Source organism: Halorubellus amylolyticus (genome assembly GCF_034808145.1).
Classification (GTDB): Archaea; Halobacteriota; Halobacteria; order Halobacteriales; family Natrialbaceae; genus Halorubellus.
Map to the genome: position 1 here is coordinate 1 of NZ_JAXHGM010000009.1, position 25,439 is coordinate 25,439.

The 25,439-nt window shown below is 57.5% G+C and carries 24 protein-coding genes and 1 pseudogene; 3 read left to right on the plus strand and 22 right to left on the minus strand.

Going from position 1 to position 25,439, the window contains the following annotated elements; genetic code table 11:
- Nucleotides 1-399: 399 nt before the first annotated feature.
- From SM754_RS16480 to SM754_RS16505, 6 genes are all read right to left on the minus strand, one after another.
- Entirely contained in the window at nucleotides 400-1,641 is a 1,242-nt protein-coding gene (locus tag SM754_RS16480) for a site-specific integrase (protein ID WP_323677298.1), read from the minus strand.
- Nucleotides 1,638-2,096, minus strand: coding sequence for a hypothetical protein (locus SM754_RS16485; protein WP_323677299.1), 459 nt, complete (start codon nucleotides 2,094-2,096; stop codon nucleotides 1,638-1,640). The genes SM754_RS16480 and SM754_RS16485 overlap by 4 nt, the downstream gene beginning before the upstream one ends.
- A 3-nt stretch (nucleotides 2,097-2,099) precedes the next feature.
- Nucleotides 2,100-2,639 carry a DUF7342 family protein gene (locus tag SM754_RS16490; protein WP_323677300.1) on the minus strand — a complete coding sequence of 180 codons (540 nt, stop codon included), beginning with the start codon at nucleotides 2,637-2,639 and terminating at the stop codon, nucleotides 2,100-2,102.
- Nucleotides 2,640-3,177: 538 nt separating this feature from the next.
- Nucleotides 3,178-4,854 carry a transposase gene (locus SM754_RS16495; RefSeq protein ID WP_049987589.1) on the minus strand — a complete coding sequence of 559 codons (1,677 nt, stop codon included), beginning with the start codon at nucleotides 4,852-4,854 and terminating at the stop codon, nucleotides 3,178-3,180.
- 80 nt (nucleotides 4,855-4,934) lie between these two features.
- Complete coding sequence (locus SM754_RS16500; RefSeq protein WP_122106897.1) at nucleotides 4,935-6,182, minus strand: digeranylgeranylglycerophospholipid reductase; 1,248 nt, start codon at nucleotides 6,180-6,182, stop codon at nucleotides 4,935-4,937.
- 94 nt (nucleotides 6,183-6,276) lie between these two features.
- Nucleotides 6,277-6,609, minus strand: a complete 333-nt coding sequence (locus SM754_RS16505; RefSeq protein ID WP_049987587.1) for a DMT family transporter — start codon at nucleotides 6,607-6,609, stop codon at nucleotides 6,277-6,279.
- Between the two features lie 83 nt (nucleotides 6,610-6,692).
- Between SM754_RS16505 and SM754_RS16510 the strand changes: the two genes are divergently transcribed.
- Nucleotides 6,693-7,481, plus strand: a complete 789-nt coding sequence (locus SM754_RS16510) for a TrmB family transcriptional regulator (protein WP_122106898.1) — start codon at nucleotides 6,693-6,695, stop codon at nucleotides 7,479-7,481.
- A gap of 285 nt (nucleotides 7,482-7,766) precedes the next feature.
- Here SM754_RS16510 and SM754_RS16515 read toward each other — a convergent pair whose 3' ends face one another.
- From SM754_RS16515 to SM754_RS16575, 12 genes are all read right to left on the minus strand, one after another.
- A complete protein-coding gene (locus tag SM754_RS16515; protein ID WP_010890539.1) occupies nucleotides 7,767-9,581 on the minus strand; it encodes an ISNCY-like element ISH7A family transposase in 1,815 nt (604 codons plus the stop codon).
- Nucleotides 9,582-9,934: 353 nt separating this feature from the next.
- Nucleotides 9,935-10,546: an HD domain-containing protein gene (locus SM754_RS16520; RefSeq protein WP_010890466.1), complete on the minus strand. Its 612-nt coding sequence runs from the start codon at nucleotides 10,544-10,546 to the stop codon at nucleotides 9,935-9,937.
- Between the two features lie 160 nt (nucleotides 10,547-10,706).
- Nucleotides 10,707-10,985, minus strand: coding sequence for a DUF7389 domain-containing protein (locus SM754_RS16525; protein WP_012289570.1), 279 nt, complete (start codon nucleotides 10,983-10,985; stop codon nucleotides 10,707-10,709).
- A gap of 23 nt (nucleotides 10,986-11,008) precedes the next feature.
- A complete protein-coding gene (locus tag SM754_RS16530; protein WP_006186966.1) occupies nucleotides 11,009-11,410 on the minus strand; it encodes a DUF6166 domain-containing protein in 402 nt (133 codons plus the stop codon).
- Nucleotides 11,411-11,515: 105 nt separating this feature from the next.
- Nucleotides 11,516-12,007 (minus strand): DUF7995 family protein, encoded by a 492-nt coding sequence (locus SM754_RS16535; protein WP_006186967.1) that lies wholly within the window; start codon nucleotides 12,005-12,007, stop codon nucleotides 11,516-11,518.
- Between the two features lie 108 nt (nucleotides 12,008-12,115).
- Entirely contained in the window at nucleotides 12,116-12,553 is a 438-nt protein-coding gene (locus tag SM754_RS16540) for a DUF8025 family protein (protein WP_006186968.1), read from the minus strand.
- A gap of 83 nt (nucleotides 12,554-12,636) precedes the next feature.
- Nucleotides 12,637-13,017: a hypothetical protein gene (locus SM754_RS16545; RefSeq protein WP_135823172.1), complete on the minus strand. Its 381-nt coding sequence runs from the start codon at nucleotides 13,015-13,017 to the stop codon at nucleotides 12,637-12,639.
- Between the two features lie 315 nt (nucleotides 13,018-13,332).
- Nucleotides 13,333-14,559, minus strand: a complete 1,227-nt coding sequence (locus tag SM754_RS16550; RefSeq protein ID WP_257300913.1) for an MFS transporter — start codon at nucleotides 14,557-14,559, stop codon at nucleotides 13,333-13,335.
- Between the two features lie 895 nt (nucleotides 14,560-15,454).
- Complete coding sequence (locus SM754_RS16560) at nucleotides 15,455-15,736, minus strand: DUF7521 family protein (RefSeq protein WP_135823174.1); 282 nt, start codon at nucleotides 15,734-15,736, stop codon at nucleotides 15,455-15,457.
- Nucleotides 15,733-16,110 (minus strand): winged helix-turn-helix domain-containing protein, encoded by a 378-nt coding sequence (locus SM754_RS16565; protein ID WP_135823175.1) that lies wholly within the window; start codon nucleotides 16,108-16,110, stop codon nucleotides 15,733-15,735. Before SM754_RS16565 ends, SM754_RS16560 begins: the two co-directional genes overlap by 4 nt.
- A 385-nt stretch (nucleotides 16,111-16,495) precedes the next feature.
- Nucleotides 16,496-17,470, minus strand: coding sequence for a transcription initiation factor IIB (locus tag SM754_RS16570; RefSeq protein ID WP_135536394.1), 975 nt, complete (start codon nucleotides 17,468-17,470; stop codon nucleotides 16,496-16,498).
- A gap of 224 nt (nucleotides 17,471-17,694) precedes the next feature.
- A complete protein-coding gene (locus tag SM754_RS16575; RefSeq protein ID WP_115864529.1) occupies nucleotides 17,695-18,234 on the minus strand; it encodes a plastocyanin/azurin family copper-binding protein in 540 nt (179 codons plus the stop codon).
- Nucleotides 18,235-18,333: 99 nt separating this feature from the next.
- Here SM754_RS16575 and SM754_RS16580 point away from each other — a divergent pair, with 99 nt between their 5' ends.
- A complete protein-coding gene (locus SM754_RS16580; protein ID WP_115864528.1) occupies nucleotides 18,334-20,142 on the plus strand; it encodes a multicopper oxidase family protein in 1,809 nt (602 codons plus the stop codon).
- Between the two features lie 212 nt (nucleotides 20,143-20,354).
- On the opposite strand, the gene SM754_RS20600 is transcribed toward SM754_RS16580, so the two are convergent.
- From SM754_RS20600 to SM754_RS16595, 4 genes are all read right to left on the minus strand, one after another.
- Nucleotides 20,355-20,501, minus strand: a complete 147-nt coding sequence (locus SM754_RS20600) for a DUF8012 family protein (RefSeq protein ID WP_496358811.1) — start codon at nucleotides 20,499-20,501, stop codon at nucleotides 20,355-20,357.
- 187 nt (nucleotides 20,502-20,688) lie between these two features.
- Complete coding sequence (locus SM754_RS16585) at nucleotides 20,689-23,274, minus strand: efflux RND transporter permease subunit (protein WP_115864527.1); 2,586 nt, start codon at nucleotides 23,272-23,274, stop codon at nucleotides 20,689-20,691.
- A 276-nt stretch (nucleotides 23,275-23,550) separates the two neighbouring features.
- Nucleotides 23,551-23,829 carry a DUF7521 family protein gene (locus SM754_RS16590; RefSeq protein WP_098727616.1) on the minus strand — a complete coding sequence of 93 codons (279 nt, stop codon included), beginning with the start codon at nucleotides 23,827-23,829 and terminating at the stop codon, nucleotides 23,551-23,553.
- Entirely contained in the window at nucleotides 23,826-24,278 is a 453-nt protein-coding gene (locus SM754_RS16595) for a winged helix-turn-helix domain-containing protein (protein ID WP_098727617.1), read from the minus strand. The genes SM754_RS16590 and SM754_RS16595 overlap by 4 nt, the downstream gene beginning before the upstream one ends.
- Nucleotides 24,279-24,533: 255 nt before the next feature.
- Here SM754_RS16595 and SM754_RS16600 point away from each other — a divergent pair.
- Nucleotides 24,534-25,341, plus strand: a pseudogene (locus SM754_RS16600) (IS4 family transposase); the annotation flags it as partial.
- Nucleotides 25,342-25,439 lie beyond the last annotated feature (98 nt).

Consider the following 25,439-nt stretch of genomic DNA (forward strand, 5'->3'; position numbering starts at 1 on the left):
ACACAAACCCGTCTTCCCGCTTCACTTCCTAGTAAGTTAGACATTTAGCCGCTCTTACTAGCGTCTAAACACGCCCCCATTCTGACCAGCCATTAATCGAACTCCGTGAGTGTATGTACTGTCGCGTCCGGTTAGTGACGAACCATCGAGGCCGTTCAGGACACAGTACCTTCTGTCTCTATGGTCGAGAGCCCGATATCGACTGGGACGACGTGTATTTCCAAGCCAGTCCTCCCGAGTGCGACCACTATCTCTATGACGAGGATGCGATCGAAGATTACTGTCCGAAGTGTGGTGCGACGATGGAGAGTCCCGATACAACGCTCCGCGACCACACGAGTTGGATTCCTCCTTAATCGGGAACTCAGACACTCATCTAAATTCGTCTCGTCTCCTCGCTCACGTACGGTTCAGAGAGTCGACTTCGTTGAGTGCTTCTGTCGCCACATCACCGAGCTCGCCGGCCTCGATGTGGGAGTACCGCTCTCGAACCATCTCCTCTGAATTGTCGAGATATCGGGCCGCCACGGTGTATCCAAAGGCTCTGACGAGGACCTCACCCATCCCACGCCGGCCACCGTGGGGCGCGAGATAGTCGTGTTTCGGATGGTCAATGTCGATCTCTGCGGCCTCTGAGAGTCGCTGGAGAATCGACCGTGCGCCGTCTGTCGTGATTGACGGCGGTCGAATATCCTCAGCAAGTGCCAGCAGTAGGTCGCGAGCGTACTCCTCACGGCGTTCAGTAATTGCTTCCGGGCGTTCCCCTCGGTCGGCGAGTTCATCCTGGACGAGCCCTGCGAGCGTCCGTTGGTCAAACGTCGGAAACACCGGCCAGCGCTCCGTCGGTGGATCCATCAGCTGGCGGTAGCTCCGCAGTGGCGAGATCACCGGGTCGGGGAGACTCGCGGCGTCCCACTGCTGTTTCTTCCGGTAGACGTCCATACTCCCGTCGTCGAGGGAGAGGTCCTCCCAGCGGACACCGCGCCGGCGTGGGTCGTTCGGGTCCCGGAGGAGTTCCCCAACACGGACGGCGGTGTACGCGAGTACGAACACGAGCGCCCGGTCGCGTGCCGCCTTCAGAGCTTCGTAGCGCGCTCTCTGCTTGTCGAGGGGGGCAGTATCCGCCGGGAGTGTCGTGTACGTCTCGATGGCGTTGCGAGCCTGCTCGTCGACGTGACGGGTGAGTTCGTGACGCTGTTCGGACGTCCAGGCCTGCTGGTCGCCGGGCTTACGACCGTCGTCCTCGGGCAGCGGCGCCATCGCACTTGCCCGTTGGGCGTAGTGCGCTTCGAGATACCCCTCGTTGACGCACCAGCCGCACCACGCAGAGATATAGCGATAATAGGTTTGTACCGTGTTCTGCTTGAGTCCCCGATCTCCGGCGAGGTGACGAGCGTACTCTCGAAATATTCGTTCGTCGAGGTCCTCGAACGCCGGCTCTCGGTCGACGCCATCGGGAACGACTCCCGTCCAGTCATCGCGACCGCGGTCGCCGGCGGCCCACTCGGCGAACCGCTCAAGCTCACGCGCTGCGTTCCGTCGATAGTTCCCGCCGTCGCCACCGCGACCCTTCCCCTTGTCTTGGAGATACCGTTCGAAGGAGCTCGCAAGCGACCGATCAGCGCGTTCTCGTGCTGTCATGAGTCCTCGTTCGCGTACTGATACTTCGGACGGACATCCTCGAGAAGCGCTTCGACGATCTCCCAGAGGATCAGCGACGGGGTCTCGTGTTCAAACGTGATTCCCCAGCGATCCTCCGCATCGCCAGCTGAATACTGGAAATGCGTTCGTCCGAGATCGGGATGGTCCTCGTCCTGGTGCCACCCCGCGTGAAATCCCGTGTTCGGGTCGGTGTAGTTGATACGGAACCAATCATGTGGCTCCTGTCGGTACCACTTGATGGACAGCTCCGGCGACTCAGGCCCTGTCGAAGGATTGAGACGGGCTGGATCGAACCGTGCCCGCAGCTGTTTGGCCTCGATATCATCAGGAACGAACTCGACCGTCGTGATCTGTGGCAAACGGTCGAGGACATCCCGCTTCAGCTGGGCGTAGAAGTTTGCGTTCGGGTCACCACCGGGATGCGGGACCGACATCCGTCAGCTACTGGCCTCGGCAGGCTCGTTCGTTGGAGTGAGAAAGTCCCATTCGCGGATGGCGAAGCCGACGATGTCGATGCGCCGCTGGAGGTGTTCCCACTCGCGGGCGATCTCACGGCGACGGTCTTCTTCGTCGGCGTCGAGACCCTCCTCGGCGAGCGTTCCGCGAAGCTGGTTCGGTGACTCGACGTCGAATTCGTCCTCCCAGTCGCGGATCTGCGCCTTCATATCGGCGACACGGTCCGTGAGTTCCTCGACAGTGTGCCCGCTGTCGCGAAGCCGCATCGCCTCCTGCATCGCCTGGCGGCGGTAATCAGGGTAGTACGTCGTGTGCGTACCACTCTCGTCACGGTGGAGGATCCCGTCGTCGACGAGTCGTTCGAGGACGCGCTTGGTCGGCTCGTGTGACCAGCCCGCTTCGGAGGCGATCCAGTTGGCCGTCCGCGGCTCCGACAGCTGTCGGGCGGCCATCCGCACGCGGTCTTCGCCCGTGGTCTGGCGCTCCATCAGACCCTTGGAATTCGATTCGTCTTCGGTCATACGTTACCGTTCACGCCCGACCTCCATATAGATTGAGGTCATTCGTCCTATATCGAACTGCGGTATTCCGCTAGTTCTTCGACGTCGCGGAGTGGAACTACAGAAAACTCGCAGCCCGGTCTCGGCGGCTCTACCCTGGGGGAAGCGCCGTTCTGAGCCGATTGCAGCATTCGTGCTTACCGGACGGCGGCGGGGTACTAAAAACTGGTCGTGATTATCAGAGTAATCACGTCCAGCTAGAAATTTGCTCTATTTCCTCCAATTCAGCGTTTGAAGGCCCTTACTCCGAGAAATCCAGCAAATCGCATTTTTATATATCATATATCGCTATACTATTTTTCTGCCGTGGAAGTTGAGACTACAGCGGGTATAGCGGGCCTGTGATGCGTCGTTTCAGCCGATTCAGTGATCGGAAGCCGACTCAGATTACTCTCCAGACGGGCGGTTCTGTTGAAATTCCAACCATAAATGCGAATTTCGGCGACTTTCGACAGCGTAGCCACTCAGACGCCCCGCTATTGCGGAGAGAGTCTCGTTACTATCCGATTCCGGTTTCCTTCTTCACCAGCGTTAGCGTATTGTCGGCTGTTACAATCGGTGAATGCTCGTATTCACCGGTCAACTGTACCTGTACCAATAGATCGACCGCTCGCCAGATCGAGTACAGGAGACAGGCGAACGCGAAGTAGAAGAATCGGAGGCTAAAATTCTTCGAGGTCGTCGCGCCCATGAACCGTTTGATCGACTTGTAGCCACTCTCAATCTCCCACCGGTAGCCATACTCCGGGAGAAGGCCACTCTTCCGATTTGTCATGAACACCGAGTACTGCCGATGATCAGTGTGCGCGGAGTTCTCTTTCCGTCGGTAGATTAGCGTCGTCGAGTGCCACTCGTTGTCGCCGAGATGTAGCTTCCGGTCGGTCTCATACCGATCCTTGTCGCGCTTGAGAAGGCGCTTGGCTTGGGCCTTCTCGCTGGTCTGCATCCGCTTCGGAACGACGTAGGAGAGCCCACGTTGACTCAGCATCTCCAGGATATGCTGGCTGTCGAACTCACGGTCCATCAGTACGTTATCGACATGAACAGCTGCCTCTGCCGAATCCAAGAGGTCCTCGACGATCTCCTTGCGTGTGTCCCCTTTCCGGACTGGGCGCGCATCTAAGACGATTGGGACGGCATTCCCGACCATCTGGATCGTGGCCCACTGGTAGGCGTACTCGTCGGTGTTCTCTTTCGTGCCGATAATCTCATCTTCGTGGCCATCTCGGTCACCAGTAAAGGGGTCTGATTCAGTGATATCGATGGCAACGATGCCAGCCCGGTAGAACGCCTCCGTCTCTGCGACTCGATCCAAGAGGCGACTCACGGCTTGGCGGTACATCTCGCGTATCTGCTCAATTGAGAGGTCGCGGAGATGCTCGCGATGGGCGTGGCCAAGCGGTGTCCGCTCCCGATTGGACTCGTGAATGAAACTGCGAGCCCCCTCATTGACGGCGAGGTTTTCTCGAAGCCCTAGGTAGGTTTGGAGGTCCCAGTAGGCATTTTCGTGGATCTCACAACCCTCGCCACGGTCCAGTGAGAACGCTGGGAAGGCAACGCGACTCACTTGCTCAGTAACGGTCTCGGCCTGCTCTAATACGGTCTGATCATCGGGGTCCGATTCTTCATTCTCATCATAGTGTCTGCGGCTCTGCCGTTCTGGTTCTCGTGGAACAGAGACACCCGCATTTTGGGCTTTGATGAGGATTGTTCGCGCTGCCGTCTCGACGGTGTCTTGGAGTTCGGCCGTGAACCGGTGATGCCAGCTACGCCATAGGGTTGACTGATCGGGGACCGACTCCAGGCCAAGTTGATCACAGAGATCGGGATGCTTGGTGAGGTATTCGACGAGCGCGGTTTCGTGGTCCCAGTCGTAGAGTTCTTTTAACAGGAATAGGCGAAACAGAGTCTCAATCTCGTAGCTCGTCGAGCCTGCATATCGGTCGTGGGCATCGAACTGGACGTATGCAAGCGGTAATGTGTGGACGAATGGTTCAACGCCCTCGTGTTCGACTTGTTGGAACCACGTTTTTGCGACCACGCGGACATCCGACTCCAGTGCGGGAAGCGACGAACGATCGAACAGCGGGCTAGACCCATACGTTGGCCAATCGATATAGGAACAATGAGCGATTTGGCGAAAGACTGTTCGACGCGACTCGGGGGTCATAGCCATGTAGGTACGGATAGCAAAACGTCCAAGACCAGTTGATCAAGATCGGATAGAAGTTGGATTCATCAGCGGAAGTGTTGTGGTTAGCTGGAGTAAGAGACGCTCCCAAATTGTGTTTCTCGCCAGTATTTCCAGAGGTAGGATAGATCACTGGGATACAACAGTTTTACAATTTCCTGCTTGCTCCCATCGTTAATATCTGAAAGGGTATCTCGAGAGAGCTTGTTCAGATCTTGCATGAGTCGGTCGTACCGTTCGTTTGGTGCAAGGTATAGCAACCTCGTCATCATCAATCGACGGTCTTGTCTGGGGGCAACTTGCTCGTTCCATAGGTCGTCGTAGACTCCCATCTCCTCAGCAGAGGTGTTTTTCGTCCTCGTCAGACAGCGGTCGGCTGTCATTGCAGCTGCTCGAGCTGATTTCATACACTTGTAGATTCCCTCTCCCCAGACAGGATCAACCGATGGGACAGTATCACCGATCGCCATAAACGAATCAGTACTCATCGATCCGGGGGGCTGTACATGTGCTGATCCCCGAACTGGACTCTCTGCGATTTGTCTAGCGTTCTCGAACCGTGGGTCAGTATCAAGCCAATGTTCGAGATACCCGTCGACGGTGCGATCGTGAATGGCGTTTTCTTGATAGCGTTCATTCTGGATGTAACAGATACCGACTTTTGCTGTGTCGTCACCCGTATGGAAGATCCACGAATAACCTCCAGGGGCGTACTCGTGGTCCAACCGCAACATCATCGCGTCAGTGAGATCAGCAAACTCGGGATGATTGAGATCGACGCCTTCGAATAAGTATTCAATACCAATCGCGTGGTTCTCCCGCTCAAGATTGGCTATCCCCAGATCTTTAGCCAGTGGCGCAGCCGGACCCGTAGCATCAATAACGATTTCGCCAAAGACCTCCTGGTCACGGTTATAACGGACACCAACGAGATCACCATCTTCGACGATCGGGTCACGAACACGAGCATCAAACCGATACTCAGCACCCTTGTGACGACCATCCTCGACAAGGAACTTCTTGAACGCCTCAAAGTCCAAGACAAAGCCCGGCTGGTCCTGGATAAAGTGTTCATTTGGAGATTCAAGAACTACTGATTCAGTTGCGTGCATAACGACATCGTCCGGGATGCCGAAGGAGGTCATCATTGACGCAAACGTTCCGCCGGTAGATTTGTTACTTTGAGCTGGGAATTCATCTTCTGCTTCGGTTTCTAGGACGACAACATCGTACCCACGGTCAGCTAGATCTCGTCCACACTGCGCCCCCGCTGGACCTGCCCCAGCGATGATCACATCATACCTGTTTGACATCGTTGGAGAACAACTACTCAAGAGCGGACGAACAAGATGTTGGAACACAGTGCCACTTTTCGGTTGTTTCTACACAGGCCCGGTGCCCACCATCTTAGTGGGCAGACATCTGTGACACCACGTTGACGAAGTAGACGCCACTGATAATGAGGCCAATTCCGAGAAGGCCTGCCAGATCAACTGGTTCATCAAAAACAACGGCCCCGATACCTGCCACACCGACAATACCCAATGCTGCCCATGTCCCATAGACGACACCCATCGGTAATTCCTCTAACGTCAGGGATAGTAGATAGAACGCTGCCCCATATCCGAGGACAACCCCAATACTGGGAACCGGTTGTGAAAATCCATCGGAGAATTTGAGGGCAGTCGTCCCGAATAATTCGGAGAGTATTGCACCAGCGAGCAGTACGTACGGATGCATATCGTTAGGTCTCGAAGCCCCCGATATACGACTACTGAAACAAAACAGCACTTACAATTTGTTTGGAGGCACAATGACAAAGCATGACGGAATTGGGTGAGCTTGGACTCTCAAGTTACGAGGAGAAGGCCTATCGAACCCTTCTCGTAACAGGAGCAGTGACGGCAGCTGAACTCTCTGATACTAGTGGGGTTCCAAAAGGCCGTATCTACGACGTGCTAAACGGTCTTGAAGCTCGCAAGCTGATCTGGAGACAGTCAAGCGATCCAAATCAGTACGTCGCCGTACAGCCAGAAACCGTCGTCGATAGGCTTCTGGCTGAACGAGCGTATGAACTGAAACAAGAGTGGGATCGTTACCGCGAGAAAGCAGAAACAGTTCGTTCGAACCTTTTGCCGACACCACCAACAGAGAGTAGTTTCTGGCTTGGATCGCTCGGGAGTGACGAAATGAGTACAGCACTCCAGCAGCATATGCGAACCGCGGAGAGCGTTGTCAAGGCAGCCGTCGGGCCTCCCTACGAGGATGCGACGTGGGAGACACTCCAATCTGAAGTGGAAGGCTTTTTCGAGGGTGCTAATACGGATTTGTCTGTCGACCTCCTCTTCAGTGAAAAAGCAGTTACCGTACTCCCCGACCGATTCCCACATCTAATTGAAAACCAGCCCGCAGACATAACTGTCAGAACGACTCCTGAGATTGCGCTTTCGTTTGATATCGTGGACAATGTGGAGACAACGATCGATGTGCTACATCCAGTATCTGGTGAAGACAGGATCGGTGTGATCGGGATCAAAGATTCGCAAGTAGTCTCCGAGTTTGAGCAGTACTTCCAACGACTGTGGACCGATGCTGTTCCCCTCCTTGAGTGAGACAGTGATGATGGGAGGAAGACGTGATGTGATGTAATTAACTCAAACCGATATTGTCTCTGTACATTGAGAAGGCCGGCCTCAACTACTGATCGGGCCTGATGTTGCGAAGATAGGTCCATGATGCATAGGCTTCACTGATATATGTTTGAAAGAAATAGCCGAGCAAATCTCGGAACGCGCTTCTGAGGAACCTGTCGGATAGCGCTCACAAATCCAGTGGAAAATCGGCGTTTAGGACAGCGCTGCCGCTCACGACCGAGCAAGCCCAGAGGAATGAGAGAGTTAGTCGGGCGGGTCGAGGCCGTAGCTTTTCTTGGCGAACGTCAGGAACGAGTTCGAGGACACTGCCGGCTGATCGCCGATCTCGCCGTACAGTTCCAACTGCACGAGGATGTCCACAAGTCGCCAGCAGTTGTACAGCACGCAGGCGAACGCGAAGTTGAAGTACCGGAACCGGTGGTCGGGCGACTGCGTCTCTGCGAGGAACGTCTTCAGTTTCTTGAAGCCGTTCTCGATACCCCAACGCCGCTTGTATCGGGCCATCAGTCGCCCAATCTGGTGTTTCATCTCCTGCTGGTCGGCGGGATCGACATCCACCCACGGGAGATTCGTCTCAAAGGGCAGGGTCGGCGCTTCGACCCGCGCTGGCTCGTCGATCTCCTCCTCTTCGGCGACCTCATTGAGAAGGTTGCTCAGCGGCGAGTCGCCGTCGCGGTCCTCCGAGAGCGGCGTCGTGTTGCCGACGTCCTTGAAGTCCTCGATGAGTTCCTGTCGGATCGTCACATCCGTCCCGTCGTTGTCTTCGTCCTCGCGTTCCCACTCGCGCTTCGGGAGGTAAACCGCCTTCCGCGTCGGACCGTCGTCCAATCGCTCCTGCTTGATGACATCGAAGTCTTTGTCTTCACTGGCAAGCTTAGCGATCTGGTGTTCGTGGTCGCTGCTGGACCGGACGACACCGGGGTTGAGGTAGTGGACGTCGTGCGTCTCGCAGACGTCTTTGACGCCGTCCGGGGCGAACTCGCGGTCCATCATCACCAAATCGAGTCCAGGGACGATGTCGGTTGCGCCTTCGAGGAGATCGTCTACGATATCCGCTCGCTTTCGACCACGAACAACCGGGACGGCATCAAGGATCAGCGGGACGTCGTGGCCGACGAGTTTGATGACTGCCCACTGGAAGAACGGCCCGTCATCGCCCTTGTAGCCGAGAATCCACGGCTCCTGATTCTGTCCACTACTATCGCGTTCCACGTGGCCGCTCCACGGGTTGCCCTTCGTGAAGTCGATGGCCGTCATCTGCTTGCGCCCCATCTTGTCCTTCGATTTCGCTCGCGCCACAAGCGTCCGGCCAGTCTCCCGGAGCATCGTCCGGATGCGCTCAACGCCGAGCGTCTTCGTCTGCAACCGGTGGGAGTCGCCTGATGGCGTCTTTCTGCGGGTGGAGTCCGCAGCGAAGGACTGTGCGCCGTCGTTCGGGTGCATATCCGTTCGCATTCCGAGGTAGGACTGTTGCTCCCAGAACGCGCCCTCGGGAATCGAGGCGTTGTCGCTGCGGTCCAGATGGAAGGCGTCCTCGACGATGGGCTTCGCGCCCTTCCAGACCTCACGGGCTTTCTCACGGGCGAGCGTGTCCTTGCTCTTTGAGTTCGTCACCGTATCGGTTGGCTGATCGGGGAGGAACTCGGGTTCGGGCGCGGGGATGTCGTGGTAGCGGGCGATGTCCACGACGACCTCGGCGGCGTCTCGTACTGCGTCGTGGACATCTTCGAGACGGTCGTCCCACGCGCGGTAGAGTGTGGACTGGTCGGGAATGTCTTTGAAGCCCAACTGCGTGCAGAGAAACGGCTGCTGTTTCAGGTAGCGATGGAGCGCGGTCGCGTTCTTCCAGCCTTTGACGCATCGGAGGACGTGCGCGCGGAAGACGGCACCCCAGGGTTTCGGGTGGCCCTGATCGTGGTCGTACTCGTCGTAGAACCGGAGGTACGTGACGGGCACTTCAGTGACGAGGTCCTCTAACGTGACCGAGCGGTTATGGCGGACTTGTTGTTCGCGGGGGTAGGTTTTGAGTGCGCCGTCCACCATCTCGCGGAACGTCATATCGAATGAGGCCGCGCGGACGAGAGTGCCGTCGTCAGAGCCGTAGAGGCCGTCTACGGGGTAATCTCTTGGTGTGGATTCGTAGCTGGCACTCTCGATATTCTTCGTTGGACCGAGCCACTTCCACCGGGAATTTGCGGGCGGACGCGCCGTCTGTGACACTACTGTCAATTCTGGCGTTTTGGCATAAAAGCATTCGCCTACTGGGGGTACGCTATTCGTTGATCCGCTACACCTCTTACCGGTAGTGAGGGTATCATCCAACCGTTCGCATTCCCCTTCTATCGATACTGTTACACCGATAAGTACAGGGTGTACACTGACCGAGGAACCTGTAAGTGACAAAGACTAATTCATAGTTGGCAAGGTCGTCCGATTTCGCTTTCGTATTCCGATTTGATTTGCTTAAACAGGTCCTGGCCGAATTCTGTCTGGAAGCGTGGCGCGGCGGTAGCAAAGAACTCGTCTAGATTCTCGAACTCGGTGAAGTGGTCAGTTGTTTCGGCTTCATCGTACCTATTTTGGCGCTCATACTTGAGCGCCTGGAGACAATTATCAACAAGATCCATGTCTTTGACGAACTGTGCCGTCGGGGTGTCACGGGCTTCGTACTCTTCCCAGAGCGACAGCAGTTCGGAATCGTTGAAGGGCCCGACGAGATCGGTTACCGCGCTCCGTTCAGCCGTCTCTTTCTCGGACGTGGGAATGGTCTGGCGTCCGTCCTCCGCACGGGTTGCAATATCGCCCGTGCGAGCTTCGCCGAGGTCGTGAATGAGGGCCATCGTCACTGCTTTCTGGCGGTCAACATCTTCTTGGTCGGCATAGAGCAGACAAAGCGCCGCTGTCCCCCACGTGTGGGCTGCGACCGATTCAGGCGAGTCGACATTCCGGAGTTCCCATCCCGTCCGAAGTTCGTCCTTCAGGTCGAACCATTCGAGCAAGGATCCGAGTTCGTCTGTCATCATATCGGGGAAACAGCAAGCGGCCAATTCAAAATATCGAGATGATTCCGCCGAGCACCCACACTCAGTCAATAAGTTCGCACACACATTGAACAGATAGTTCAGTCAAAACGAGTCGAAATTTGTGGCCTGCCAAATCGTTTTGTGAGACCCGCTAGACTGCTTACTCGTCTTCTTCCTCGGGTTGGATTTGGCGGGCGTCCTCGGCGAGTTTGTAAACGTACGCTCGAAGGATCTCCATGTCCTCTCGGGCGTCTTCGAGCGTTTTCGCTTTCACCTTGGCTTTGATCTGGTCTTCATCTCGTGTCCCGGTTCCGCGCTTGAGCTTCACGGTCAGCGAGACACCGACGTCGCTGCGTTCGACGTATTCCGTTGGTGACGGCCGCTCACTGTTCTCTATCGATTCGACATCCGCACGAGACGGCTGGTTGTGTTCCGACATATGTTACTCTCAGTGATTGGTGCTCAGATAGACGGTGCGGCCGCTTCGTCGGATGTCTCGCGAAGGACTGCGTCGATGTCACTGCCGGTGAGTCGCCAGCGCCCGCCGGGACCAGTGCAATCCAACTGGCTTACGACCTGGTTTTTGAACTCCGTGTATTGCGCTAGCGCAACCTCCTCGTCGTCGGAGTAATCGAGCAGGAGCGCGAGCGCGAGTTGTGCCGGGCCACTGCCCCCGTATCCCCATTCGAAGCCAGAGGGACTGTGACTCGCCAACTCGAGACTCCGATTTGGAGTGAGCCGTTCCTGACCGGGCTGTTTCTCCACGATGGCGCGGCCTCGCTGTCGATAGCCGACGTAGACGACGTCACGGTCACTTCTCGGGCGTGTCTGTTCGACTGATTGTGAGTCGATAGTTCCACTCATCGTTCTATTCGAGGTGTGCTCGTTCGAGCACCCCCGCACCCCTCAGGGGGCGAAAAAAATGCTCTGCGGTCACTGCACCACGGAGCAGCTGGCCGGTTTGTTCCCTCAGAAGTGGATGTCCGCCGGCACAATCCAGAGATCGTCACTCTCGTCGAGAATTCGCTCCAACTGGCCTCGATGCCGGATGCCGCTGCCATGTTCGTCATACAGGCAGACCGAAGGCCCGTCGTACGCACCGACCTGGTGGAATGCGTGCCGGGCGAGGTCCGCATCGCGCATGATCTCCTCGTCGCTGTGTTCGTCGAGTGCCTCCTTCACCCGGTCGAGATTCCGCTGAAACTCCTCTTTCGTGGCTTCCCAGCCGCGTTCGAGCAGCTCCTCGCCCTCATCGGATTCCACAGAAGCTGCAACCGGGAGATCACCCCAACGGGCCGTTCCAGCGACCGTCGTGTCCTCCTCGTCAAAGCACACGTAGTAATCGAAGACAGCACCTGCGTGTGGCACGGCGCCGACGAGTCGATCGAACACCGTCTTTCCGGTGGCGAGCGCATCATCTCGTGTCGATGCCTCAACTAGCGTGTAAATGACCATGTGCATCGGTTGTCACCTCGGTCTGCCGACGCACGCGACTCCGCTCCGCATCACTGCTTGGTGCGCCGGCACCCATCGCCGGCGCTCGATAAACACCGCCGGAATACGCGCTCGCTAGGCGTCGTCTCGTTCCGACCCAGTGATCTCCTCGACGGTGATCGTCAGGTCACCGGTTTCGTAGTCGGCGTCGAAATCGACCGCGAACGCCGCCGATTCGTACGCTGCGTGGTAGGCGCGGTGGAGTGCGAGTGTTCCAGTCGCTTTGAAGTGGAAGAACGCGGCTGCCGTGTACGGTTTGCTCGCGGTTTCGATCTGCGATTCGACCGATGCTTGCAGCGCGATCTGCGGCGTATCGGTGTCGATCCCGGCGGCAAAGGCCCGAGCTTCGTCGACGCTCGCTTGCGAATGCTCGGGCGTCTCGCCAGTAAGAACATTCACCGGGGTCTCTGTCTCCTCGGTGAACAGGACGTCTTCGAACGTCTGCGTACCGAGGATTGCCTCGGGGCCTAGCTCACAGTCCTCGAACGAGTCGTCAGTAGATTGCTCGGACATGGTATCACGAAGCCCCACGTGGGGCTCAGTCCGTCAGCCCCCGATAAACGACTCCTCTTCACCTGCCAAGGGATGATCACCAGTTATTCGCCGATCGGGTCGAGTCCGGTCAGATCGGCGTGAAGGACCTCACCATTGCGGATGACGTACCGCTTGGCGAGGACCGGAAATCGACACTTCGTATACCCGGCCGTCTGGATGTCGAGTTCCTGGTCGCCATCGATGTACTCCGCGAGCTGCCGGAGGAACTCGTGGGTCACGATCCCACCGTCATAATCGGGGAGACCGTTCTCACGCGCTTCGTACACCTCGAAGCTATCGTAGCCCCAGATGATGAGTTCGCCCTCCTCGTCTACCTCCCAGTTGAGGGTCCCGAAGCAATAGCTCTCACAGAGCTGACGGACTGCTTGTGCGTCCGATACAATCGTGCCGGTCGACGTCGTCGCTGCTTGGAGTGGTGCCATAGGTTGTACTCGAGGGCGCTTTCCTACCCCCGCACTCCTCAGGGGGTAACAAACGTACTGCGGTTACTGGGTTCTGGAACGGGACGGTGGATGATTCGCTCCTCTCGAATGTGCGGAAAGCGTTTAGAAGACCTCCCAAGCAAGTACACGCACGTATCGAGATCTGTTGTGATACCGGCCTTCGGTCTATTGGCCTACGTTCCGAGGGGCAGATATGGGCCTAGAACACTCGCTGAACGAAGCCATCTACACCCTCTTTTCGTGGGTGCGGGGCAACCGTACTCGGGATAGAGACAAGCTCATGGAACAGATCAATCACTCATTTGTGAATGTGCGACGTTGAGTTGATTGCCCAGTTTCTGAAAGCGTGAGAAGGCCGAACGCAGAGATGCCGAGAGCGAGGGCAGCGAGACCGGCGATGAGGAGCGTATCGGTGTAGCCCACAATTGAGGCAACAGCAACGAACACTGGCGGGCCGAGGGTCGTTCCGAACTGAAGCACGCTCGTTCGGATACTCATGATTCCGCCGCGGAACGCATCGGGCGCGAGTGTATTCAGTGCTGTATCGGTGATCGGTTCCGCGAATCCCTGTCCGATACCGAACAGGAACAGTGCGCCGGCAAGGACGGTGATCGAGTGGGCGAGTGCAGCGAGCGTCATCCCGATACCGTAGGTCGCAAAACCGAGTGTGATGAGCCGCGGGGGTGAGAGATGGCGCATGAGACGGGACGACTGTGAGGACGTCACCCCCATCGTCACCGCTGGGAGTCCGAGCAACAGCCCGATCATCCCAGAAGAAAGGCCGTAGGATTCGTCGAGAATGAACGGGACGACCGTGAGCTGTGCGCCATAGAGAACAAAGAAAATGCCGAAAATAGCGACGTACAACCCGAGAGCCGTCCGTGTTGGTACCGATTGCGCTGCGTTAGCGACGTACGAGAGTCCGGACGAATCCATGCTACTCTCGGGTTCAGGGAGAATCACAGAGCCGGCAACGGCGACGACAATACCGAGTGCGAAGCAGACGAACGGCGCGGCCCACGAGAGCAGCGCAAGGCCACCGCCCAGTAAGGGGTAGCCAGCCGCGCCGATGGCGAGGATTGCCGCGTTCAGTCCAATGAGACGACTCTGCTGTTCCCCCGAGAACAGGTCACCGAGCAGCGTCACGGTGAGACTCATGATGGCACTGCCAGCGGTTCCCTGCACGACGCGGAGACCGAGAAGCGTTGTGAATCCGTCGACAAACACGACTGCAATGCCACTCACGCCAAACAAGAATAGCGAAGGGACGAGCACACGTTTGCGACCAACGCGGTCGGCGATGAGACCGATGAACGGTGTGAGAACGATACCGGGCAAGGTAAATGCCGAGATGAGGAGACTCGCTTGACTCGCCGAGATGTTCCATGCTGCTTGAATCGTCGGCAGTGCTGGGCTGATGAGGGAGACGCCCATCACACTCACGAGCGTACTCGCAAAGATGATGAGGACTGTCTGTGATTGCTGGATGTCTGTGAGTGGGTTGGATAGAGCTGTTCTCATGGATGTTGTCGTTCGAAATTCGCTTGCCGATACTACATCGAATAGCGCTGTGTACGGTAGTGGGGCGTGAGTGAGATACCGCCGAGGCAACGGTCAGCGTTATCAGATTCACAATCAGCGTACAGACGGGCTGACAGAAACTGCGTGCCAACGCAGTTGCACACCCACAGTACCGTACTTTCTCTAGAATTGGTCAGGCTGAGTTTCAAGCTTACGCACTCGCCTTCGTAGTTGCGGGGCTGTCTTCACGGGCTTCGTACACCTCGAAGCTGGCGTACCCCCAGATGGTGAGTTCGCCGTCTTCGGTCACCTCCCAGTTGAGGGTCCCGAAACAATAGCTCTCACAGAGCTAACGGACTGCCTGTGAATCCGTCACGATGGCACCGGTCGACGTCGTCGCTGCTTGGAGTGTTGCCATGAGTTGTACCTGGGGGGTTCTTCTGCCCCTCACCCCCTTCAGGGGTTACAAACTCTTCCTCTATGGTGAAGCTGGACAAAGCGCTGCTCGATTGGTCGTGAAGGTAGGATTCTACGTGGCCGCCGGCGTCCCCCGTGGCAGCTGGTCGAGTGAGGAGACCCACCTGCTCTAGGGGAAAACCAATGGTTGTCGATCTCCTCACCGGCGTCAGGATTGATGCCAGCCTCTTAATGGTCGAGACTTGCTCTCAATGTTCTCACTGCGTATCGCTATTGTCCACTCAGGAGACGCGGCAGGCAATGGACTTCGATAACAGGTTTCGTCGTGAGTATCTATCATTCTCCAGCCGTTTAGTGCAGTTCCGTTGCCAAGCGGCTAGCTGCCACTGAATCCGTATGTCGTTATGCTGTATCGACCGATTCAGTTCGGTGAATGATTGAGAACAGTGATCTCTTTTTTGCTTCGGTACGTATTGTCCTACCTGCGCTCGAGATAAAGTGAGTACATGATGATTGCCAATCCAATCGCAACAAGGACGCTATTGATTAGAATTCCCAATTCAAGTGAGACGGAGAGGATTTGATGTGCAATTCCTGCGAGCAGCGCGCCGAACGTGATAACACCGAACCCGATTCCGAGCGCTCGCAGTGAGTGCGTGCCTGTTCGTCGATATGCCTTGTACGCGATATACGTGATACCGCTCCCCAACAGCAGGATCACCGTCTTCACGACGACAATGGCCGGTCCTGTCCACATCATAACTCATCCCCCATCTTCGACCAAATATCTTCGAGGCGTTCGTCGGGGCTCCGTGGTGGGCGTTTCACGGCTACCGACAAGTCGTCTTCGTCGTCCATAGAGATGGTCACATTGTCGAAGTCTCGTTCGTATCGCGTAGTTCGACCCCCACCAGGATTGATTGTGTCCTGTTCGCGGACGAGGGAGGCTCGACTAAGGAGTTCTAGTTTCCGGTACAACGTCGATTTGGGTATGTCACAGGCGTCGATGAGTTCGTTCGCGGTCATGGGTTCAGCTGTTTCACGGAGGATAGCTCGACAGTTGGCGTCGTCCAGCGCATCAAGGACATTCTGCAACGATGGAGAGTCCTCAGATGACGCGGGATCGCTCACCATACTCTAATTTTGGACGGTATTGGGGATATGGCATCCGATTACAACTCAAACAATGGAGAGTGGACGTAGTCTGGAACAGAAATCGGCTCCTCGAGAGTATCAATCGCATCCATCTCAAATCTGTCTGACTCCATTCTCAGTGACCTCATAGCGTCCTCGGCCGCGTGAATGGATATATCCCTTCTCGTGTAGACGAGCACAGGTTTGATCCACCGTTATCGGATGGCGCTCAGCAGTTTTAGCGATCTCCATGACACCCAGTGGCGATTCCGCGATGAGTATTTCAAGGATCTCCCGTTCGGTTTCGCGAGTGAGTTCACTCATCACGTCCCTCGCTGAACTGGAGGCGTCCGAACCCTCTCGCATGGCTCCGCTGGATCGCTCTTCACGCATAGTCACCGTTCTCTGCGTAGACTTCGAGCAGTTCTTGATAGCGATTCCGAATGGTTACCATACTCACGTGAGCAGCGTTACTCACCGTCTCCTGTGTCAACTGTTCATTCGTTAAGTGAGTCGCCGCGTAGAGCGCGGCCGCTGCAAGACCCGCAGGGCTCTTTCCGCTGTGAACAGCCTGCGCCTTTGCGGTAGTGAGTAGTTCACGGGCCTGTCGTGTCGCCTCATCGCTCACCTCGAGCGCCGACGCGAATTGAGGGATGTATTGGAGAGGATCTGCTGGTTCAATCTGCAACTCGAGTTCACGAGATACATACCGATATGCACGCTGAATGCGGATTTTTTCGACTCGGCTGACCTCAGCGAATTCAGACAAAGGACGTGGCGTTCCGTGTTGTCTGGCTGCTGCGTACAGAGCGGCTGTCGACATTCCTTCGATGGATCGGCCTGGAAGGAGGTTTTCGTCGACAGCCCGGCGGTAAAGGGCCCCAGCGGTTTCACGAACTGGTCTTGAGACACCGAGGGCGGATGCCATCCGACTGATTTCGCCGAGTGCTTGTTTGAGGTTCCGTTCGTGTGCATCCTTCGTTCGGAACCGCTCATCCCACGTTCGAAGTCGTTGCACTCGGGCACGCTTACGCTCCGAAATCGACTGTCCAGACGCATCCTTATTTTGCCAACCGATCGTCGTACTGAGTCCCTTGTCGTGCATGAGTTGCGTTGTTGGAGCCCCAACGCGACTTTTCTCGTCTCGTTCTTCACTATGAAATGCCCGCCATTCCGGACCGCGGTCAATAGCTGCTTCGTCGAGAATCAAGCCACACTCCTTACAAGTTGTCTCCCCGTGCTCATCATCGTGAACGACCCGACCATCACACTCCGGACATGATACTCTCGACTGGGACTCGGAGGTTGATTGCTGTTCACTTGTATGGTTGTCTTCGATGTTGAGTGTCGTGTTGGGCATGAGTACCAGATTCCAGATATCGTCTCTCGATCAATCTGAGTGGGTGTCTCTAGCGTAGCTGTGAGTCGACACTCCCAAGAATACCGGGCGGAATCCCAACATATGGGAATCCGGCAATCTGGTTTATTGAGCACAAACTAAGATTCGCGGTGTCGGAAATATAGTTGTCTCTGATTGGGATACTAAGGTTACGAACCGACCAGCTAACAGCTGCGGGTGGAGCGTCACCCAGAAAAGTCGCTGTACGAAACCGCTCCCTGGTCGACGATCGTTTGACTCTCAGGGACGTCTCCGTCCGGCGGCATACTCCCCTCAGCGGGGCCTCCGGGCTCTCCAACCACGATGCGGCCGACCATGTCGAGGCTCTTGTGGGGGGTACAGTAGTAGTCGTGCGTACCTGCTGTCTCGAAAGTGTGTTCGAAGGTAGCACCTTGTTCGCTGAGTATCCCACTGTCGAACGCCTCGGCACCGTCCGGGATGCGCGTGACTGACGCCTGTCCATTCCCCTTCTTGTATGCTGTCGCAGAGTGGCTGCCGCTATCGATCTCGAACGTGATCGTTTCGCCGGATTCGACGAAGAGCCCGATCGGGTCGAAGTAATAGTCGCTTCCCTCCGTGACCATCAGAATTGTCGTTGTGTCTCCGTTCGATGGAGTATCCGTCTCACCGCTTTCGTCGGGGTTCGAGCTGCTACAGCCAGCGAGCCCGGTGAGACCTGCGGTTGCGGCGACTCCACCTGCTTTCAGGACCTGTCGACGTTCCATACCCGACCATTGGAACGCCACTGATAGACCACTTTGGCGGATTCCCACCGGTCGGGATTCCGCCGTCGACTGACTGTCACTGCGCACGAAGTTCTATACATGAGGGACCATCTTGGAGCGCCCGGGACCGGCCTATCGCGGCGTGAATTCATTGCGGCGACGGGCAGTACTGGCGCGCTGAGTCTCGCAGGGTGTGTAGCCCCGACTGGAAGAACTGAGACTCCGTCGCAGTCACTCTCAGGCGAGCATTCGTCGCCTGAGATTGAAAAGTGGCTTGCCGAAGTCCCTCGGCCAGGTGTCCTGGAACCAGTTGGGGAGAAGGACGGGAACCCCTATTACGAGGTTGAAATGCGCGAGATTGAGCAGAAGATTCATCCTAACCTTCCACCGACGACTGTCTGGGGGTACGACGGCCAATACCCGGGGCCGACGATCGAAGCACAGCAGGGCGAACCAGTCTATGTGCGCTGGATGAACAAGTTACCGAACGAACATCTCCTGCCGGTGGATGAGACGATTCACAGTAGCAAGATTCCCTACGACAGTACCGGAGTACGGGTCGTGACCCACCTTCACGGCGGGAACGTCGAGCACACGAGCGACGGCAAGCCGACAGCGTGGTTCACGCGGGACTTCGAGCAAACCGGCCCGAAGTTCAAGAAAAAAGACTACTACTACGTAAACGACCAGCCCCCGGCCACGCTCTGGTATCACGACCACTCGCTCGGAATTACTCGGTTGAACGTCTACGCCGGTCTTGCCGGACTCTATCTCCTCCGGAACGACCGAGAGGAGTCACTTGGTCTACCGTCGGGCGAGTACGAGATCCCACTGGTGCTCCAGGACCGCAGCTTCAACGACGACGGATCGTTGTTCTACCCGACCGCCCGCTCCGGGACGGACAGCGACTCGCCGAACCCCAACCCGAGCATCGTCTCGCAGTTCTTCGGTGACACGTCCGTCGTCAATGGGAAGGCTTGGCCTCGGCTTTCAGTCGACCCGAGGAAGTACCGATTTCGGATCCTCAATGGGTCGAACTGTCGGTTCTACAACCTCAAGCTGTTCGAGTACAACGAGTCGGACGGAACGACCGGAGCGGGCGGGCCGCCGTTCACCCTCGTCGGAAACGATGGTGGTCTGCTGGCCTCACCGGTCACGATCGAGGACCGTCTGGAGATCGGTACGGGCAAACGTGCCGATGTCGTCGTTGATTTCTCGGACTACGCCGGACAGACGCTCCTGGTGCACAACGACGCCGCGGCACCTTACCGTGGCCCGGACATTAATACCGGAGAACAACAGCCGCTACCGGACGTGATGCTTGTCGATGTCGCCGCCGATGACGTCGACGATCCGAGCCAGGTTCCGAGTACGTTGGCGGAAGTGCCAGAAATCCCCGTCGACTCGGTCGACGAGGAACGGTACCTCCCGATGACCATGAGTTCCGACGAGTACGGACGACCCTTGCACCTCTTGGGTTCGGAAGCGGAGTCATCGCCCCACAAACTGTACGATCCGGTTACTGAGGAGCCCACCCTCAACGACACGGAAATCTGGAGCTTCGCGAACCTGACGGGAATGTCTCACCCGATGCATATGCATCTCGTGCACTTCCAGGTGCTTGGGCGACAGCCGTACAGTGAGTACGACCCCGAGGCGGAGACGATCGATATCGAGTCGCTTGAACCCCCCGCACCGGAAGAAATGGGCTGGAACGACGTCGTCACGGCGAATCCGGGGGAGGTAACTCACGTGATCGTTCACTTCGGCGGGTTTGAGGGCCTATTCAACGACCAGACCGGCTGGTACATGTGGCACTGTCACATGCTCGAACACGAGGACCACGACATGATGCGGCCCTTCAGAGTACTGCCGTATTCTGGCGGTGATAACGATGACGGATCCTGAACGCGATCACGTACCGGAGGTCGATGTTCGGAACGACGTCGACATCGTCGCTGCTTGGAGTGTTGGCATGAGTTGTACCTGGGGACGTTCCCCTGCTCCTCACCTCCTTCAGGGGATAACAAACATATCCTGAGACGAACCAGGAAGAACCGCTCCTCGAGGGTCGTGTATCAGGATACTACGTGGCCGCCAACGTCCCCCGTGGCGGCTGGTCAAGTAAGGAGATTCACTTGCTCCAGGATTCTCATCGCTGCGTCGATTCGCTCCCGATTGGCGGGATCCAATTCATCGACGTCGATATCAATGAGATTGCTGAGCGTGCGGTGCATCCGATAACCAGGTGTGTTTCGTGGGTCCATGTGTACGCCTCCGCCGATTTTCGGCGTAGAACAACCTATTGTACGTGCGCAGGTCGTCGTCGCTTGGGTCACCAGAGCTCACTCGGCTGTACCTGAACCGATTTGTGGTCTGGAGACACGAGGACGCCGTCAGGCGGTACATAGCGAATGAATCACCGGTTCCATTGTGACTCTATTGCGGCTATTTTCAGCTGAGGTATCGTTCTCGGACTACGAGGAGAGACGGTAACACGGTGACACAGCTCACGAACGCGAAGACGATACTCAACCCAGTCACGAGGCCGAAGCGGTGGAGCGGCGGGGAGAGCGCGAGTGCGAGGACGCCAAAGCCCGCAGCCGTCGTCGCTGCACTCCCCAGCAACGCACCGCCAGTCCCTGTGACTGCCGCCACCAGCGACTCGTCGAGCGACGCTCGGCGCTCACGCTCGTCGACGAATCGTTCACCGAGGTGGATGCTGTAGTCGACGCCGAGCCCGATCGCCAAACTCGTGATGACGACAGTCTCGCTGTTGAACGGGATGTCGAGCAGTGCCATCGTGCCGAGCAACCACGCAAGCGCGAGGAGGACGGGGACGAGCACCACGACCGCGAGCCCTGGCGCGCGGTACCGCCACCAGTACAGGCCAAGGAGAAACGCCAGGATGACACCCAGCGTTACGGCGAATCCTTCGACGAGCGTCTCGAACAGGGCGCTCTGGACGACAGCAGTGATGATCGGCCCACCCGTCGCAACGGCTGTCACCGGTGCGTTCCCCTCGATGCCTGTGGCGACCTGCCGCACGTCGGTGGCGATCGATTGGGCGGCCGCGTCGGTCTGCACACCGACGAGTGACCTGGCTGTCGCATACGACCCGTTCTCGGTACGATAGAGGACTGTCGACGCCCGGTCGGGAGCGGCGCCGTACACGAGGTCGTAGACAGACGCGACGTCCTCGTCCGGGAGGCCATCACCATCCGAGTCTCGCGCGTCAATCGCGGCGGCGACCGTCTGATTCCCGGCGGCGACAGACCGGAGGACAGTCGCCGGACTCTCGACAGCGGCCGTGCCGTCCGACTGCATGGCGATCGTTCCATTTCGACTCGAATACTGAGACGTATTGTCGGTTGCAGTGAGCACTGCCGGCGCGGTCACGTTCCCGCGTATCAGTATCTGGGCCTCCGAACCCTGCCCGCGTTGACGGAAGTTGTCGCTCAGGTACGAGAGATCCTCTCGGACGTCGTACTCAGCGGGGGCGAACGGTTCCGGAAGCGACTCCATCCACTCTGGGGCATCCTCCGGCAGGAAATCCGCCTGATTGAACTCCGTATCCAGGCCCGTCGCACCGTAAGCACCTGCCGAAGCCAACAACAGTGAGACGACGAGAATAGCGATCGGTGCGCGTCGAGAGAGAGTCGCAGTACCCGAGAGCACACGGCGAATCGGCCCTGAGCCGACCCCGAACGCTGACTGCTGGCGGTCACGCCCGAGTCGAGCGAGGAGTCGTTCAACTTCGAGTTTGACGGCCGGGACGAGTGCCACGAAGACGACGAACATCGCGACGATGCCGACCGCGCTCAGGAGCGCGAAGTCCTGTATCGACCCGAGCGGGCTGACGTAGTTCGAGAAGAAGCCAATGCCGGTCGAGAACGCGGCAGCGGCCAGCGCAACGACGACACCGGCGACCCCCACCCGCATCGCAGTGGTCGGGTCACGTCGGCCATCGGACTGGGAATCGGCGTCGAGCTCCCCCGTTCGCGCCTCGCGATAGCGCATGACGACGTGGAGCGAGTAGTCGATACTCAGCCCGACGAGCAGGAACGGGACGGCGATGAGTATCGAACTGGACGGGATTCCGAGCCAGCCCTGGATACCCTGGAGCCACACCATCACTATGCCGATCCCGAACAGGCTGACGAGCACGTCGACCACGTCGCGGTACGCGATACCGAGGACGACGAGCAGGAGGACGAGAGCGACGGGGGTGATGATGAGGAAGCTGTCGCCGATGGCCTGCGAGGACGCCTCGTCGATGATGCCCTGTCCGAAGACGAACGCGTCGGCGTCGTCGAAGCGCTCGTCGACCAGGGAGGCGATAGCCACTTGCGCATCGGACGCCTCCTGGGGCGTTCCGCTAGCGCCGCCACTGTTGTCGGATTGGAAGACGAGTGTCAGTCTCGCGTCGGCGCTCGTTGCGCCGGGTTCGTAGTCCGACGGCAGGAATGTGGTCGGGTCACGGTCAGGGGCGGTCGAATCCGAATTGAGTAGTCGAGTGAGTAGTGCATCAACCTCCTCGTCTGAGCGTGATTCGAGCGCCTCGATCTGTTGGTCGAGTGTCGGCGCTGGTGGCTGCCCGTTCCGACCGGTGGAGGCTGTGTCGTTTGTCCCGCTCCCAGCCGTTCGGGCTTCGAAGTAGGCCGCAGTCGCCACGATGTTCTCGAGACCGCGGAGCCCCGACTCCGCTCGGAGCGTCGTATTGATGGCTTCGGTTTCCCGTATCTCCTGCTGGAGTCGGAGGCTCTGCAGTAACGACTCGCGGGTGAGGACGTCTCCACCTTCGTCTTTGACGACGATCTGTGTGACCACCGCATCGTCCGTTCCGTACGTCGATTCGATCTCCTCGAGTGCTACCTGTTCCTCGGAGTCGATGCCTGCCTGACCGATCGCACCGTCTTCACTGGTGCCGACCACCGCGCCAGCGCCGACGATCGCCGTGAGGACGAGCAACAGGACGATGATGAGTTTGCTCCGCGAGACGAGCGCGTCCGCGTATCGAGACGGCAAATTCCGTTTCATTGGTCACCGACACCGCTTCGTATTCGCGTGGGCTGTGGCGTTGAGGTTGGCTGACGGACTGGTGTATTCGACTCGTTCATTGTCACACTCTCCGTGTGTGCCTCATATGGAACGATGGAGGTCTCCCACAACGTGGGACAACCGCGAAGTTCGGTTACTCTCTGGAAACGATTTCGTAACTAGACAACTGAACAGGCCACTCTGAATGAAACAGACGGCGTGGGTGGGCTGGATGGAATAGTCTCTGAGTGGTTCCAACCGATCGAGTAGCCGCGGCTACTGACCGTAGAGTCCGTATATCATGACGAGGAAACCGCCACAAGCGATGAGGCTCTCAAAGAGCATTCCCTGGACGCTCGGAATGCCGAAGATGTGGTGGAGGATCCCGACCAGAAACGTCCCGATGGTGATGACCATGAGACCCACTGCGAAGTACTGGAGTCCCTCGATCTGCGTTCGTTGATAGGCTCGATACGCTAACAGGGAGACGATACCCCCGAGGACTAATGCAGCGATTTTGACGATGCCGAGCAGGATGATAATACTGTCCGTCATGATTCTTTCTTCATCTCGGACCAGAACGTCGCCATACGGTCCTCGGCATCCTCGTCTGGTCGTTCGACGGAGACGGTGAATTCGTCGTCGTCGATGCTGATCGAGATATCCGCGAAATCCCGTTCGTACAACGTGGCGTTCGGTCCGTCACGGCGGACTTCAGTGTACTCTTTGACGAGAGCGGCCTCACGGAGTCGCTCAAGTTTGCGATACACTGTCGAACTCGGCAACTCGCATTCGTTGCAGAGTGTGGTTGCGGATTTCGGCTCGGTCAATGTCGTGAGTATCGCTCTGCATTTACTGTCTTCGAGCGATTGAAGGACTGCTGAAACGGGCGGATCGTCGTCATCCGTCGAGGGATCCTGCACCATATTGGTGGCTGTCTGAGTCGCGTTCGACCGTGATGGGATGAGCGAGAGCCGGTTTGGGTCGATGAATTCCTCAGTCATTCGAATATCGCATTCTCCAGGTCGTCTCGACTCCGAGACGGGTACGCTGTCAGTTAGCTCTGTCTTACGACTATGGGTGTATAGGGGTATCGGGTGTTCCCAGATCGTTGGACTAGCAGAACGTCCGATACGTAGTTGGGCATCCGTCTTTAGCTAAGAGGAGAACCACGAGACAGCGGCGGCTTATCGAGGCTTCTTTTCGAGAGGAATGAGGAGGCGACGGCTGTGCACACCAAAGCCTCCTCATCGAGAATCATGCGTCGGCTCACTACATTGTTTCCCTCCGAGTTCCTCGAAGAGCACGCCGAGGAACTCGGCGTGGTCGAGCGTGAAGGGAAGCTTCAGGTTCCAGTCCTCGTGTGGGCGCTCGTGTTCGGCTTCGCCGCAGGCGAGAGCCGAACACTCGCTGGGTTCAGACGGAGCTACAACTCGACCGCTGATGAGACGATCTCACCAGGCGGTTTCTATCACCGGTTGACGCCGACACTCGCGGAGTACCTCCGCGACCTCGTCGAGCACGGCCTCGACGAGGTCGCTGTTCCCGGCGCTGTTGACGCTGATATCGACCGATTCAGGGACGTGATGATCGCTGACGGAACCGTGTTGCGGTTGCACGAGTTCCTCTCTGAGGAGTTCCAAGCCCGTCACGAGGAGCAGGCTGGAGCGAAGCTCCACCTGCTCCACAATGCCACCGACGAGACGATTGAACGGATCGACGTGACCGACGAGAAAACGCACGACAGCACGCTGTTCAAGACGGGTTCGTGGCTGCACGGACGGCTAGTTCTGCTCGATCTGGCGTACTTCAAGTACCGTCGCTTTGCGTTGATCGACGAGAACGACGGCTACTTCGTGAGTCGGCTGAAAGAGAACGCGAATCCGGTGATAACGGAGGAGTTACGGGCCTGGCGCGGCCGCGCCAGGCCCTTGGTGGGTGAACAGATCCAGGATGTCGTTGACGATCTGCACCGACAGTACATCGACGTGGAGGTCGAAGCGGAGTTCAAGCGGGGACAGTACGAGGGAACGCGCTCGCTGGACACGAAGCGGTTCCGCGTCGGGGGGGGGGGGGGGGGGGGCCCCCCCCCCCCACAAAAAAAAAAAAAAAAAAAAAAACCAAAAAAATTTTTTAAAGCGGGGGAAGAAACACAGGGAAAGGGG